Origin of the sequence: Glycomyces sp. YM15 (assembly GCF_016918015.1) — a bacterium.
Lineage (GTDB): Bacteria > Actinomycetota > Actinomycetes > Mycobacteriales > Micromonosporaceae > Glycomyces.
On sequence record NZ_JAERMK010000009.1, the window covers coordinates 84,391 to 97,666 of the forward strand.

The following is a 13,276-nucleotide window of genomic DNA, read 5'->3' on the forward strand; positions in this document are numbered from 1 at the left end:
CACGGTTGGCTCCCAACGCTCCGGAATGAAAAGAGGGCCCGGACGCTTGCGCATCCGAGCCCTCTTCGCTTGCTCTGCTAGCCGTTGCCCTGGTCGCAGGGCGGCGTGTCCAGCGGGTTGCTGCAGGTCTCCGACGGGGACTCCGAGGTCTCGTCGTCGCCGCCTCCGCCGCCGTCTCCAGCGGCGGCGGTGATGGTGACCTCGGAACCGGGCTTAACGGCCATGCCGCTGGTGATCGGCCCGTCCTCATTGGTGACCGCCTCGATGGTCTCGGCGGTCGGGTCACCCTCGATCGTGGCGGTGAGCCCGAGACCCTGCAGGGTCGTCTGGAGCTGCTCCGGCGTGGTCGCGGCGTCCCAGGTGATCACCACGCCCTGGGCGGTGATGGTCACCGTGGTGCCGTCGGACTCGGTCGAGCCCTGGCCCGGATCCTGCTTGAAGACGACGCCCGTCGAAGTGCCCGCCTGGACGCCGTACTCGACCGCCACCTCGAAACCGGCCTCGTTCAGCGTGGTGGTCGCCCGCTCGACGGTCATGCCGAACACGTCGGGCACCTTGGTCTGGCCGCCCGCCGACACCACCAGCGTGACCTCGGTAGTCGGCGGGACTTCGGTCCCGGCCTTGGGATCCTGGGACAGCACCTGGCCGGACGGCGCGGTGTTCGACTCTTCCTTCTTGACGACCTTCAGGCCCTGGGCTTCGAGGGTCGCCTTCGCCTCTTCGAACTGCTCGTCCACGACGTTCTCGACCTTGACGTTCTCGGGCGCGACCATCACGGTGAGTGTGATCGTCTCGCCCTCGTCGACCTCAGTGTTCGGTTTCGGGTCCTGGTCGGTGACGTGGTCGATGTTCGTGTCGTTCGGATCGGTCGCGGCCACTTCGGTGAACTTCACCTCGAAGCCGTCATCGGTGAGCGTCTTCTCCGCCACCGCACGTTCCTGCCCGACGACGTTCGGCACCGCCACCATCGCCGACGTCTCGAGCAACTTCATGATCCCCCACGACGCCGCCGTGACCGCGACGAGCGCGAGGATCACCCCCAGGGCGATCAGCCACGGGCGGCGCTTGCTCGACGAGGTCGCGATCGGCGTGATCGGAGCGGTCGAGTCGGGGCCGGCGAGCATCTGGGTCCGGTCGCCCGCGCTCATCACCGCGGGGGCCATCACGGCCTGCCCGCGCGCGGCGCGGATGAGGTCCTCGCGCATCTCCCCGGCCGAGTGGTACCGGTTCTCGGGGTTCTTCGCGAGCGCCTTCATGATCACGGCGTCCACAGAGGCGGGAATGGCCGGGTTCAGTTCCGAAGGCGGCCGCGCCTCTTCCCGCACGTGCTGGTAGGCGACGGACACGGGGTTGTCGCCGGTGAACGGCGGGTGCCCCACGAGCAGTTCGTAGAGGACGCAGCCGACCGCGTACACGTCCGAGCGGGCGTCGACGGTCTCGCCGCGCGCCTGCTCGGGCGAGAGGTACTGCGCGGTGCCGATGACGGCACTGGTCTGGGTCATGGTCGCCTGGCCGCTGGCCAGGGCCCGGGCGATGCCGAAGTCCATGACCTTGACCTGGTTGGTGTCCGAGAGCATCACGTTGCCGGGCTTGACGTCCCGGTGGATGATGTGGTGCTTGTGGCTGAAGTCGAGGGCCGAGCACATGTCGGCCACGACCTCGCAGGCCGTCGCCGGGTCGAAGCGGCCCTCGGCCATCAGGACTTCTTTGAGGGTCCGGCCGTTGACGAACTCCATCACCATGTACGGGATGCCGGCGTCCTCGCCGGTGTCGAAGACCGCGACGATGTTCGGATGGTTGAGCGACGCCGAGTTCTGGGCCTCGCGCTGGAACCGGATGAGGAAGGACTCGTCGCGAGAGAGGTCGGCCCGCAGCAGCTTCACCGCCACGTCGCGGCCGAGTCGCAGGTCCCGGCCACGGTGGACTTCAGCCATCCCCCCGTAGCCGACGACCTCGCCGATCTCGTATCTGCCGCCTAGGAGGCGGGGCTCTGTCGTCATCGCGTTTTACGTCCTCGTGTTCCGTTCATCGCGGCTTGATTCTAATCGCTGCGGCAGGCCCGAAAGCCCGCTATCAGTCACAGTTGGCACCGATGCAGTCACCCACGCCCGGTCCGTCACCGGTCGGTCCTCTACCGGTCGGCCGACCGTCGTCGGCGGGACTGATGTCCTCCGCGTCGGGCGACGTGTCCTCGTCCTCGCCCTCCACCGACTCGGACACGGTCGGAGTCGTGTCCTCGCCCCCGTCGCCGGGGGTGCCGCCGCCGTTCAACTGGAGCAACAGCAACACGATACCGCTCAGCACCACAAGCGCCACCACACCGGCGACCGCCATCACCAGCGGCCGCTTCGCCACGGGCTTGGACGCCGGCGGGGGCGTCGCGGCTCCCAGATCGATGCCCGGAGGCGAGGAGCCCGGCGGGACCTGGCCTCCCGCGTGCATCTGGTTCGCCTGCATCTGGCCTTGCGGCTGCTGCGGGGCGGCGGGCATCGGGTCGGCGACGCCCGCAGGGGGCCCTCCCATGGTCACGACGCCGGCGCGGCGCGGCAGCTGCCCGACCGGCGGCATGACCGAGGTCGACATCGGGTTGGCGTCGACCGCGACGCGCGCGAGCGCCGCCATCTCGGTGGCGCTGGAGAAGCGCTGATGCGGGTCCTTGAGCAGGGAGCGCTCGACGAAGGCGCGCACGCCCGGCGGGATGTCGGGCGGCAGCGGCGGGGGCGGGGTGCGCACATGGTGGAGTGCGAGCTCGATCGGGTTCTCGGCCTGGAACGGGCGGTGCCCGGTGAGGCCGTGGAAGGCCACCACGCCGAGCGAGTACATGTCCGAGGCGGGCAGTACGCCCGTGCCTTCGGCCTGTTCAGGGGCGATGTATGAGGCGGTGCCCATGACCGAGCCGGTGGCGGTGAGGTCGCCGGAGGCGCCCGAGCGGGCGATGCCGAAGTCGGTGAGCACGGCCTGGCCGTCGCGGGCGCGCACCAGGATGTTGCCGGGTTTGATGTCGCGGTGGATGATGCCCCGCTCGTGGGCCTGCTGGAGCGCCTCGGCGGTGGCGGCGATGATCGGCATGAGTTCGCGGGCGTCGACGCGGCCGCGTTCGGCGATGAGGTCGGCGAGGGACTTGCCCTCGATGAACTCCATCACCAGGTAGGCGGTGGTCTCGCCGCTGGGCAGGTCGGCGTTGCCGAAGTCGTGCACGTTGACGATGTGCGGGTGGGTGAGGGCGGCCACGGTCTTGGCCTCGGCGGCGAAGCGCTTGGCGAAACCGGGCTCGTTCAGGAGCGCGGGGAGCATCGCCTTCACGGCCACGGTGCGTTCGAGCACGGTGTCCTCGGCCCGCCAGACCTCGCCCATGCCGCCTACGGCAATGCGTTCGCGCAGGCGATAGCGTTGCCCGAGGAGCATTTCGGGGCTCAACACGGCGTCTCCTCATTTCTTCGGGAGGTATCAGCTCCGGGGGATCGGCGCTCGGCGCTTCAGTCTACTGTCAGGCCGCCCAGCTCCTGGTTCGTCAGGCGGCGGCACTGGAGCGCGGCACCTCGGCTCCGACCTCTCCGAGGATCCACGTTCGGGAGCGCTGTTGGGTTGCTGCGTCCAAGGATCGTGAGGGAACTGTGTCTTTGCCGCAATCATTCCCGGGCGGCCGTCAGTCCTCGGCGCCTTCCAGGACCTGCTGCATGAGGTCCCCGGAGATCTCGGCGGCCTTCGCCGAGGCCCCGTCGCCGTAGGAGTCGAGGAACACGCAGACGGCGACGGCGGGCTCGCCGTCCTTGTCCATGGCCCAGCCGTGGAACCAGCCGTGGTCCGGGTCGGGGTTCTCGCCGTCCTCGGAGTGCTCGGCGGTGCCGGTCTTGCCGCCGACGGTGTAGCCGTCGATCTGGGCGGTCCGGCCGGTCCCGTCCTCGACCACGGCCTCCATGAGGATCTGCAGCTCCTGGGCGGTGTCCAGGTCGATCGACCGGCCGAGGTTGTCCTCGGCGAACTTCTGGACGGTGTTGCCCTCGGAGTCGGTGAGCTCGGCGACGATCTGCGGGGCCATCCGGTCGCCGCCGTTGACGATGGTCGCGGCGACGAGCGCGTTCTGCAGGACGGTCTCACGGACCTCCTGCTGGCCGATGCAGGCTTGGGCGCGGAAGGCTTTCTCGGAGAGGTCGCCGGTCTTCGACGGCACCGTCGACAGCGGGGTCTCGTAAGCCTCGCCGAAACCGAACGCCTCGGTGATCTCGGTGATCTGCTCGACGCTCAGCTCCTCGACGCACAGCCGCGCGAACGTGGTGTTGCACGAGAGCGCGAAGGCCTCTTCGAGCGTGTACTCCTGGTTGGGGCACTGGCCCGAGGAGTTCGTGATCTCGTGGTTCGTGTCGGGGGCGGTGTAGCCGTTGCCGGCCGGGACCATGTCGCTGGCCTTGCCGCCGTTCTCGATGTACGCGGCGGAGACGATGGTCTTGAACGTCGAGCCCGGCGGGAAGAACTCCTGGCGGGTGAGGTCGAGCATGTCGCCGGACTCGTCGAGCGCGACCTTGGCGTCCTCGGAGGTGTCGCCGTTGTTGGAGGCGACCTCGGTCGGGTTCCAGCCCGGGTAGGAGGCCTGGGCGAGGATCTTGCCGGTCTTCGGGTCGATCACGACCGCGCCGCCTTTGACGCCGGTGTCCGCGATCGCGTCGTACGCGGCCTTCTGCAGGTCGGCGTCGATGGTGGTGACCACGTTGCCGCCGATCTTGCGCTCCTTGAGGATCGTGGCCATGAAGTCGTCCAGGGCCAGGAGCGAGCTGGTGCCGTTGAGCAGCGAGTTCTCAGCGTATTCCAGATTGGACGAGCCATAGCGGAGGGATTTGAAGCCGGTGATGTTGCCGAAGTAGTCGCCTTCGGGGTAGTCACGCATGTACTCGTAGTCGCCGCCGTCGGTGGGGACCGACTGCGCGATCACGACGTCGCCGGCCAAGATCAGGCCGCGCGGCACCGAGTACTCGGCGACGATGCTGCGGCCGTCGAGCTGGCCCTGGTAGTCGTCGTGGTGGAAGAAGCCCACCCACGTGGACTGGACGATGAGGGCGCCCAGCAGGATCAGCGCCAGGACGCCGGTACGGCGGATGGCCGGGTTCATTCGCTGCCCTCTTTCCTGTTGTCGTCGTAGCCTGTCGGGGGCTGGGGCCGGTAATCGAAGGCAGAGCTCGGCGGGGGCGGCGGCGTCTGCGGGGCCGGGCGGGTCGGGTCGCCGGGAGGCGGCGGTGGCGGGCTGCCGTACGCGGAGCCGGGCGGCGGCGGGGGTGTCTGCGGCGGCTGCTGGGGGCCTCGGGCGTTCGGGTTGCCGGGGTGTCCCGGCCGGCCGGTCGGGCCTCCGGGCTGGCCGGTCGGGCCTCCGGGCTGGCCGGTCGGGCCTCCGTACTGGCCGCCGCCCTGCGGGGGCGACGGGGGCGGCGACATGGGAGGGGACATCGGCGGGCCGGAGACCGGGCCGCCCGGAGGCGGGCTGAGCACGTCCTCCTCCATGGTCCCCTGCGTCGGGCCGCCGCCTTGGAGGTGGCCCGGGATGATGAGCTCGGTCGGCTGGTCGCCGCCCGGGATCGGCCCGGAGTCCATAACCCCGGCGAGCGCCGCCTGCTCGGCGGCGCGCTTGGCGGCCTGCTCGGCGAGGAACTCCGGCGGGGCCTCGGTCTTCTGCAGGCCGAACGAGGCCTGCCAGGGTTTGCGGGCGTCGTCCGAGACGCGCACGAGCAGGCCGATCAGCAGCCACGAGCCGACGAGCGAGGAGCCGCCCGCGGCGAGGAACGCCGTCGTCTGGCCGGTCATCGGGATGAGCCCGGTGACGCCGCCGAACACCACGAACAACTGGAACGCGACCAGGAACGCCAGGCCCCCGGCCATGAGCGAGCCGAACTGGTCGCGCGACATGATGCCGATCTTGAAGCCGCGTTCGACGAGGACCGCGTACAGCAGCAGGATCGCGATGAGGCCGATGAGGCCGACCTCCTCGCCGATCGCGGCGAGGATGAAGTCCGATTCGGAGGCGGGGATGCGGTTCGGGTTGCCCGAGCCGGGCCCGTTCCCCAGAATGCCGCCGGAGTTGAGCGCGACCAGGCCCTGCACGAGCTGGTACGAGGAGGTCACCGGGTCGTCGACGTACGCCCAGGGGTCGAGCCAGATCGCCACGCGCACTTGGAGGTGCGAGAAGAACGGGTAGATCGCGACGCAGCCGCCGATGAACATCGTCAGACCGATGACGATCCACGAGGCGCGGCGCGTGGACATGTACAGCATCGAGAGGAAGATGGAGAACAGCAGCAGCGAGGTGCCGAGGTCGCGCTCCATGACGAGGATGATGAGGCTGGCGGCCCAGACGATGACGATCGGGCCGAGGTCCTTCATGCGCGGCAGCTGCAGGCCCAGGATCTTCTTGCCGGCCACCGAGAGCATGTCCCGCTTGCGCACCAGGTACACCGCGAAGAAGATCAGCAGCATCAGCTTGGCGAACTCGGAGGGCTGGACCGAGAAGCTTCCCAGGCGGATCCAGTTCTTCGAACCGCCCGAACCCGAGATCGAGTACGGCAGGAAGCCCGGGATCGCCGCGAGGAAGATGCCCGCGAACAGCAGGATGTACGCGTAGCCGCGCAGTACCCGGTGGTTGCGGACCACCACGAGGAGCACGGTCAGCAGGACGACGGCGGCCATGTAGTACATGAGCTGGCGCCCGCCCTGCCCGGCGAAGATGCCCGCGTCGGCCGGGAGCGGGTCCTCCCTCGCCGCGGTGCGGTCGATGCGCCGGATGTAGACGATGCCGATGCCGGTGAGGAACGCGGCGATGGGCACGAGCAGCGGGTCGGCGTACGGGGCGAGGAACTTGACGGCGGTCCACGCGCACATCGAGACGATGAAGATCAGCAGCGGCAGCAGGTAGGTCACCGAGGTGGTCTCGTCGGTGAGCGCGACGTCGATCGTCAACTGGAACAGGAAGACCGCGACCCCGCCCATGATCATCATGACGATCTCGCGGAAGACGCGCTTGGGCATGCCCGTCAGCGGTGTGAGCGGCGGTTCGGACGGTCCCGCCGGCCGGGCGGTCGCCGACATCGGCTGGGCCATCAGTTCCCCTTGCGTCTCAATACGGAATGCGTAGCGAGCCTATATCGGCCACGCTCAGTCGTCGCGACAGTCCTTTGCAGCCGCCGGAGCGGCCTCCGACTCGCCTTCCGCGGTGGCGCACAGCGGGTCGAGGCTCTCGTTTCCGGCATCGGGGTCGACCAGGGCGCTCAACTCGTCCTCGGCGGCGCCGCCGTCGACGGTGATCCCGTTCTCGAGATCGGACTCGACCGAGTCCACGGCGTCCTCGGCGGGCCGACCGGTGTCCGTGTCGAGCCACGCCAGCCGGTATCCCGCCACCTCAAAAGGGAGGCCTCGGAAGAGGCTGATGGTGCCCGCCTCTGAGACGCCGATGAAGTACTGCGTGCGCGCCCACCACACGCCGCCGCCCGCGATGAGCGTGAGCACGATGAGGCAGGCCAGGATCGTGCGCCACACCCGGCCCTGCTTGCGGGCCTTCGGCTGCGGGTCGGTCGTCTCGGACTCGCCGTCCGCGTCGGCCGACGCCTCGGCCTCCTTGACCGCTCGCAGGACGGCCGTGTCGGACTCGGCCAGTCGCGCGTCGGCGGCCGCGCCGCCGATGAGCTGGCGCTGCTCGCCCGGGTCCTCGGCGACGACGTCGGCGACGAGCACCGTCACGTTGTCGGGCGCGCCGGCGTCGAGCGCCTGCTGGACCAGGGTCTCGGCGGCCTCCTGCGGGGACGCGGCGTTTTGCAGGGTGCGGGCGATGTCGGCGTCGGAGACGGGCCCCGAGAGGCCGTCCGAGCACAGGACCAGGCGGTCGCCCGGGACGCCCTTGATGGTCTGGAACGCGGGCTCGACCTCGGCCGCGCCGAGCGCGCGCAGCAGCAGGGAGCGCTGCGGGTGCCGCTCGGCCTCCTCGGCGGTGATGCGGCCTTCGTCGACGAGCATCTGCACGTACGTGTCGTCGACGGTGATCTGCTCGAAGCCGCCCTCGCGCAGCCGGTAGGCGCGCGAGTCGCCGATGTGCACGAGGTTGAACCACTCGCCGTCGAACCACAGGGCGGTGAGCGTGGTGCCCATGCCCTCCTTCTGCGGGTCGTCGGCGACCTGGCGGCGGATGGCGCGGTTGGCATCGGCGACGGCGTCGGCGAGTTCGTCCACGACCGAGTCGGCGGGCGGGGGCACGTCCAGCCGGGCGACGGTGTTGATGACGATGGCCGAGGCGAGGTCACCGGCGGCCATGCCGCCCATGCCGTCGGCCACGGCGATGAAATGGGGACCGGCGAACACCGAGTCCTGGTTGCCTTGCCTCACCACCCCGCGGTCGGAGATGGCCGCGTATCGCAGGTGCAAACTCATGAATCAACCGCCGTAGCGCGGGCACGCCCGCTGTTCGATGTCGACATCGCCGTCTCTCGTTCCGCGGGCTGCTAGGGACGCAGCTCGAAGGAGGAACGCCCGATCCGGATGGGCACCCCGAGCGGGACCGGCGTGGGTGCAGTGACTCTAGCGCGACCCAGGTAGGTGCCGTTCGTGGAGCCCAGGTCCTCGACCACCCACTGGCCGTCCTGCGGGCGCACGCGGGCGTGCCGGTTGGAGGCGAAGTCGTCGCGGATGACGATCGTGGAGTCGGCGGCGCGGCCGATCGAGATGGGCTGGCCGGAGAGCACGAACCGGCGGCCCTGGAGTTCGCCGGTGGTGACGACCAGCCACTGCGCCGCCGCCTGCGGGGCCTGCGGGCGGGCGCCGCGTCCGCCCGGAGCGGGCGGGGCCGAGACGGGGCCCGCGCCGGCGGCGGGGCCGGCGGTCGCGGGGCGGCGCTGGGCGAGCAGGTCGCGGGTGATCGTCCGGGCGGCGGCGAACACGAACAGCCACAGCAGCACGAGGAACCCGAACCGGGCGACGGTCTGGACTATCTCAGGCATTCGGCGCTCCCAGCCAATGAACGATCGGTCCCAGACACGGTAGCCCACCGCGGCACGGGCGAAAAGGCGAGCCGCCGGGCCCGCCCGCCGGGGACGCGCCGACCCGAGCCGCTGAGACGGTCAGAGGCACAAGGTTTCCCGGGCCGCGTGACGCGGCGCCGGAGGCGCCAGGTCCGCGCGACAGCCCGAGGCCCGCCCACTCGCTGTCACTGATCGCCCTGGCCCGGGCCGGAGGAGAACCCTTCGGACCGAATGCGGACCTGGCGCGTGCCGCGCCGTCACGCAGCCCGGGGAACCTTACTTCCCCCGGCAGCACGAAGCCCCGGTCTGCCGGACCGGGGCGTCACGTACTCACGGGCGTTAACCCGCTTGCAGCGTCAGGGAGGTGGTGCCGATCTGGATCACGTCACCGGGCTGCATGGAGACCGTGGCGATCCGCTGGCCGTTGACCAGCGTGCCGTTGGTCGAGCCGAGGTCGGTGACCGAGACCTGGCGGCCGTCGAAGTCAACGCGCACATGGCGACGCGAGATACCGACATCGGGAAGCCGGATCTGGGCCTGCTCGCCGCGGCCGATGATCGTGGCGCCGTGGGCGACGGTGAACTGGCGGCCGTCGGCGGTCACCAGCACCGGCCCCGTGGGGGCCTGCTGCTGGGCGGGGCCGTAGCCGCCGCCGGAGACCGGCTGGTCCATACCCTCGTTGAGGGCCGCGACCTCAGCGGTCACACGGAACATGCCGGTGTCGAGCCCTTCACCGCGCTCGATCTCGACGATGACGTCGCCGTACACCGTCCAGCCGTTCTCGCCGATGAACTCGGCCTGGGACTGGGCCAGCTCCTGCGCCAGCGCCGCCGCATAGGGGGCGAGGCGGTCGTGGTCGGGCGGGGAGAGGTCGATGACGTAGCGGTTCGGCACCAGCACGCGCCCGCCGGCGAGGACCGCCTTGTGGGTCTCCGCCTCGCGCTGCATGGCGCTGGCGATCTCGACCGGGTGCACAACGCCCTTGAACATCTTGTTGAAGGTGCCTTCGAACAGGCCCTCCAGTTGTTTCTCCAAGCGTTGCAGAACGCTCACCGGTTCTCCTCCTCGTCAGACGCCATCCGGTCCGTGACGCTCCCTTGAATAGCCGCGTCGTCTCCCGATGGTATCGGCTGGGTTCCGGCGACGGCGAGCGGTTGAGACGCAACCCTTCCCCGAGTCCGATTCATATCGTCTGATCGGGTGAGGTCGCTGTCAGCTGGTAGTACCGAATGCTGACAAGGCCAGGCAGGGGCGGGTGGCGATCCCGGTCGAAGGCGCGTAGGGTGACGCGGGTGACAGATCGCGACTTCAGCTCATTCGTCCGGGACGTGCGCAAACGCGCCCACGTCTCGTTCCGCGAGCTCTCCGACTCCGCCGGGGTCTCCAACCCCTACCTCCAGGGCGAACGCGGCGTGCGCCGCCCCAGTGGCGCGGTCCTGCGGCAGCTGGCGCTGGCGCTCCGGGTGACCACCCCGATCATGTACCTGCGGGCGAACCTCACGTCCGAGAACGGCTCCGCCACCCCGCTGGCCATCGCCACCGACCGCGAGCTCACCTCGAAGCAGAAGCAGACCCTCGCCGAGATGTACGAGGCCTTCTGCAGCGAGAACGAGCGCGGCTCGGCGAAGTGATCGGAGCCGGGCGCCGGTGGGGCGCCCGGACTCCCCCTCGACCATGACCGAACGCGGCACCGGTCCCGGTGCCGCGTTCGGTCGCTGTCCTACGCGTCGGCGTCGATGAACGCCCGCAGCGCCTCGAGCAGGGCGTCGTTCTCCTCCGGCAGTCCGATGGTGACGCGCACGCCGTCGCCTCCGAAGGGCCGCACCAGGATCCCGCGTCCCTCGCAGTGCGCCGCGAACTCGACGGCCTTGTCGCCCAGCGGCAGCCAGAAGAAGTTCGCCTGCGAGTCCGGCACGTCCGGCACCAGTTCCCTTGCGGCCATCACGGTGCGCTTGCGCTCGGAGGTCACCAGCGCGACCCGGCGGCGCATCTCCCCCTCGGCCTCCAGCGCCGCGAGCGCCGCCCGCTGCGCGGCCGCGTTGACCGCGAACGGGATCACGCACCGGCTCACGGCGTCGGCCACCTCGGACCGGGCCACCATGTAGCCCACCCGGAGTCCGGCCAGGCCCCAGGCCTTCGAGAAGGTCCGGAAGATCACCGCGTTCGGCCTGTCGGCATAGCGTTCGATCGCGTCCGGGCAGGCCGGGTCGGTCACGAACTCGCGGTAGGCCTCGTCGATCACGACGAGCACGTCCTCGGGGACCGAGGCGAAGACCCGGTCGAGCTCGTCACTCGTGACGGCCGGCCCGGTCGGGTTGTTGGGGCTGCAGATCACGATCGCGCGGGTGTCGGGGCCGACGGCGGCGAGCATCGCGTCGACGTCGTGGCGGTGGTCGGGCGTGTTCGGCACCTGGACGCTCTTGAGTCCGGCCACGGTCGCGGCGATCGGGTAGGCCTCGAACGACCGCCACGAGTAGACGACCTCGCTGCCGGGCTTCGCGACCGCCTGCATGAGGTGCCCGATGAGGGCGACCGAGCCGGTGCCGGTCACGATCCGCTCGACGGGCAGCCCGAGCCGCTCGGACAGGACGCCCCGCAGCTCGACGACGCCGAGGTCGGGGTAGCGGTGCACGCTCTCGGCGGCAGCCGAGATCGCTTCCACCACACCGGGAAGCGGGCCGTACGGCACCTCGTTGCTGGAGAGTTTCACGGCATTCGGGATCGCCTTGCCGGGAACGTAGCGGGGGATGGACTCGAGGTCTTCACGCAGAGGATCGCTCATCGTGGAGGCTCCTTCTCAAGGTCGGCCTTCTCGCCGCTCACATCGACGACGGCGGTGCCAGGGGATTTGTCGTGGAGGCATTGGCGGAAGGGTTGGTCTCGGATGCACCATATCCCGTCGAGGATCCAGATCACCGCGCCGAAGGGGAAGCAGACGAGCGGCAGCGCGAAGTACGACCAGCGCAGCAGCAGCCGCCCCCAGCCGAGTTTCACCGGAGCGAGCGAGACCACCTTGATCCCCATGAGCCGCTTGCCGATCGTCTGCCCGGTGTTGAGCGTCGCCGGGACCTCGTAGGCGAACCACAGCCCGAGCGCGATGAGCAGCACCACCCACAGCTGGTCGGAGAGGCGCGAGGGCACGGCGACGTCGCCGGCGTCCGGGGCGGCCACGACTTCGAGGAAGTACGGCCAGAACGTCTGCAGCATCTGGTAGATGAAGTAGCCGTTGACGACCGCGTTGAGCGCCAGCATGCACAGCAGGTCGACGATCCGGGCGACGAAGCGCTGGCCGGGGTGGGCGAGGACGCGGCCGCCGAGGATGCGGTGGATGTCGTGGCGGGTTATCCACCCCACGGTCACGCCGAGGGAGCGGATGGGGACGGTGTCGGGCGGTTGGATCGCGCCGGGGGTGCGCTGGATGACGCGGGGCGGCGGGCCGTCGCCGTACCGGCGGTCGGGCGGGAGCGCCTGGAAGGCGGGGTCCGGTGTGGAGGCGTCCCGTCGCGGGGCGGGGAGCGGTTCCGGTTCGGGATCGAGCGGCTCGGGTTCGGCGGGGGGCTCGGCGTCGGCGGGGACGGGCTTGCCGATCCAGGCGCCGCCGTCCCAGTAGCGTTGGGTGGCCGGGTCGGCGGGGTCCGGGTACCAGCCGGGTTCGATCGTGGTCATCGAGGCCATTCTTGCAGCCTCGTTCCCGCATTCCCAGTCAGTTCGGCCACAGTGCCCTCGCGGCCGTCCGAACCGGTCTGAAGACAACGACACGGCCCAGTCGGCTACTGCCGCGACTGGGCCGCTCGCAACTAACTGCACTTCCGACCGAGTTACCAAGCGTGAAGTCTTTTATAGCGGTGACTGGCCCCTAGGTGCTGGTCCCGCTGTGCCTCCCGACGGCTCAGGTCGCACGTGGGTGCTCGGCGGCGGTGCACGAATCCTTCCGGTCTGCGGAGACCGTGTCCCCGGGAAGTCCTTCCGGATCCGTAACTCATTTCTACTCGTCTACTGACGGGTAGTAAACCCCTAACCGCAAAAAATCCGAACGGACTTCTCGAATGTCCGCTCCGGCTCCGGGAGACGGGACCACCGGTTCCCCTGAATCCCCACGGGCCAGCGGTATCTGGTCTACCTTGCGGGACATCGGGGCCGAACGCCCGCACCAGACGAGGAGGCCGCCATGACGACATACCCGCCGACCCCGGGGCCACCCGAACCCGAACCGCCCGAACCGGAGCGGAAGGACGAGACCGAGGACGGCGGGACCCCGTTCTCCGGCAACGAACCCGGCCCGCCACCGT

Annotated in this window: 10 protein-coding genes; 1 reads left to right on the forward strand and 9 read right to left on the reverse strand. The window is 70.0% G+C overall.

Translation table 11 applies throughout. From position 1 onward, the window contains the following. Positions 1 to 77 precede the first annotated feature (77 nt). From pknB to JHY01_RS11915, 7 genes are all read right to left on the reverse strand, one after another. A complete protein-coding gene (gene pknB, locus JHY01_RS11885; protein WP_205325861.1) occupies positions 78 to 2,000 on the reverse strand; it encodes a Stk1 family PASTA domain-containing Ser/Thr kinase in 1,923 nt (640 codons plus the stop codon). Positions 2,001 to 2,073: 73 nt separating this feature from the next. After that, on the reverse strand, positions 2,074 to 3,420 hold the full coding sequence (locus tag JHY01_RS11890) for a serine/threonine-protein kinase (RefSeq protein ID WP_205325862.1): 1,347 nt from the start codon (positions 3,418 to 3,420) through the stop codon (positions 2,074 to 2,076). A 226-nt stretch (positions 3,421 to 3,646) separates the two neighbouring features. Continuing rightward, positions 3,647 to 5,104 carry a penicillin-binding transpeptidase domain-containing protein gene (locus JHY01_RS11895; protein ID WP_205325863.1) on the reverse strand — a complete coding sequence of 486 codons (1,458 nt, stop codon included), beginning with the start codon at positions 5,102 to 5,104 and terminating at the stop codon, positions 3,647 to 3,649. Then, the gene (locus JHY01_RS11900; protein WP_205325864.1) at positions 5,101 to 7,080 is read right to left on the reverse strand and encodes an FtsW/RodA/SpoVE family cell cycle protein; all 1,980 of its coding nucleotides are present in this window, start codon (positions 7,078 to 7,080) and stop codon (positions 5,101 to 5,103) included. Before JHY01_RS11900 ends, JHY01_RS11895 begins: the two co-directional genes overlap by 4 nt. 54 nt (positions 7,081 to 7,134) lie before the next feature. Continuing rightward, positions 7,135 to 8,400, reverse strand: a complete 1,266-nt coding sequence (locus JHY01_RS11905) for a PP2C family serine/threonine-protein phosphatase (protein ID WP_205325865.1) — start codon at positions 8,398 to 8,400, stop codon at positions 7,135 to 7,137. A 71-nt stretch (positions 8,401 to 8,471) separates the two neighbouring features. Next, on the reverse strand, positions 8,472 to 8,966 hold the full coding sequence (locus JHY01_RS11910; RefSeq protein ID WP_205325866.1) for an FHA domain-containing protein: 495 nt from the start codon (positions 8,964 to 8,966) through the stop codon (positions 8,472 to 8,474). A gap of 360 nt (positions 8,967 to 9,326) precedes the next feature. Beyond that, positions 9,327 to 10,040, reverse strand: a complete 714-nt coding sequence (locus tag JHY01_RS11915) for a DUF3662 and FHA domain-containing protein (RefSeq protein WP_205325867.1) — start codon at positions 10,038 to 10,040, stop codon at positions 9,327 to 9,329. 239 nt (positions 10,041 to 10,279) lie between these two features. Between JHY01_RS11915 and JHY01_RS11920 the strand changes: the two genes are divergently transcribed. Then, complete coding sequence (locus JHY01_RS11920) at positions 10,280 to 10,618, forward strand: helix-turn-helix domain-containing protein (protein WP_205325868.1); 339 nt, start codon at positions 10,280 to 10,282, stop codon at positions 10,616 to 10,618. An 89-nt stretch (positions 10,619 to 10,707) separates the two neighbouring features. Here JHY01_RS11920 and hisC read toward each other — a convergent pair whose 3' ends face one another. After that, on the reverse strand, positions 10,708 to 11,769 hold the full coding sequence (hisC, locus tag JHY01_RS11925) for a histidinol-phosphate transaminase (RefSeq protein WP_205325869.1): 1,062 nt from the start codon (positions 11,767 to 11,769) through the stop codon (positions 10,708 to 10,710). Further along, positions 11,766 to 12,653, reverse strand: coding sequence for an RDD family protein (locus tag JHY01_RS11930; RefSeq protein WP_205325966.1), 888 nt, complete (start codon positions 12,651 to 12,653; stop codon positions 11,766 to 11,768). The genes hisC and JHY01_RS11930 overlap by 4 nt, the downstream gene beginning before the upstream one ends. Positions 12,654 to 13,276: the final 623 nt, after the last annotated feature.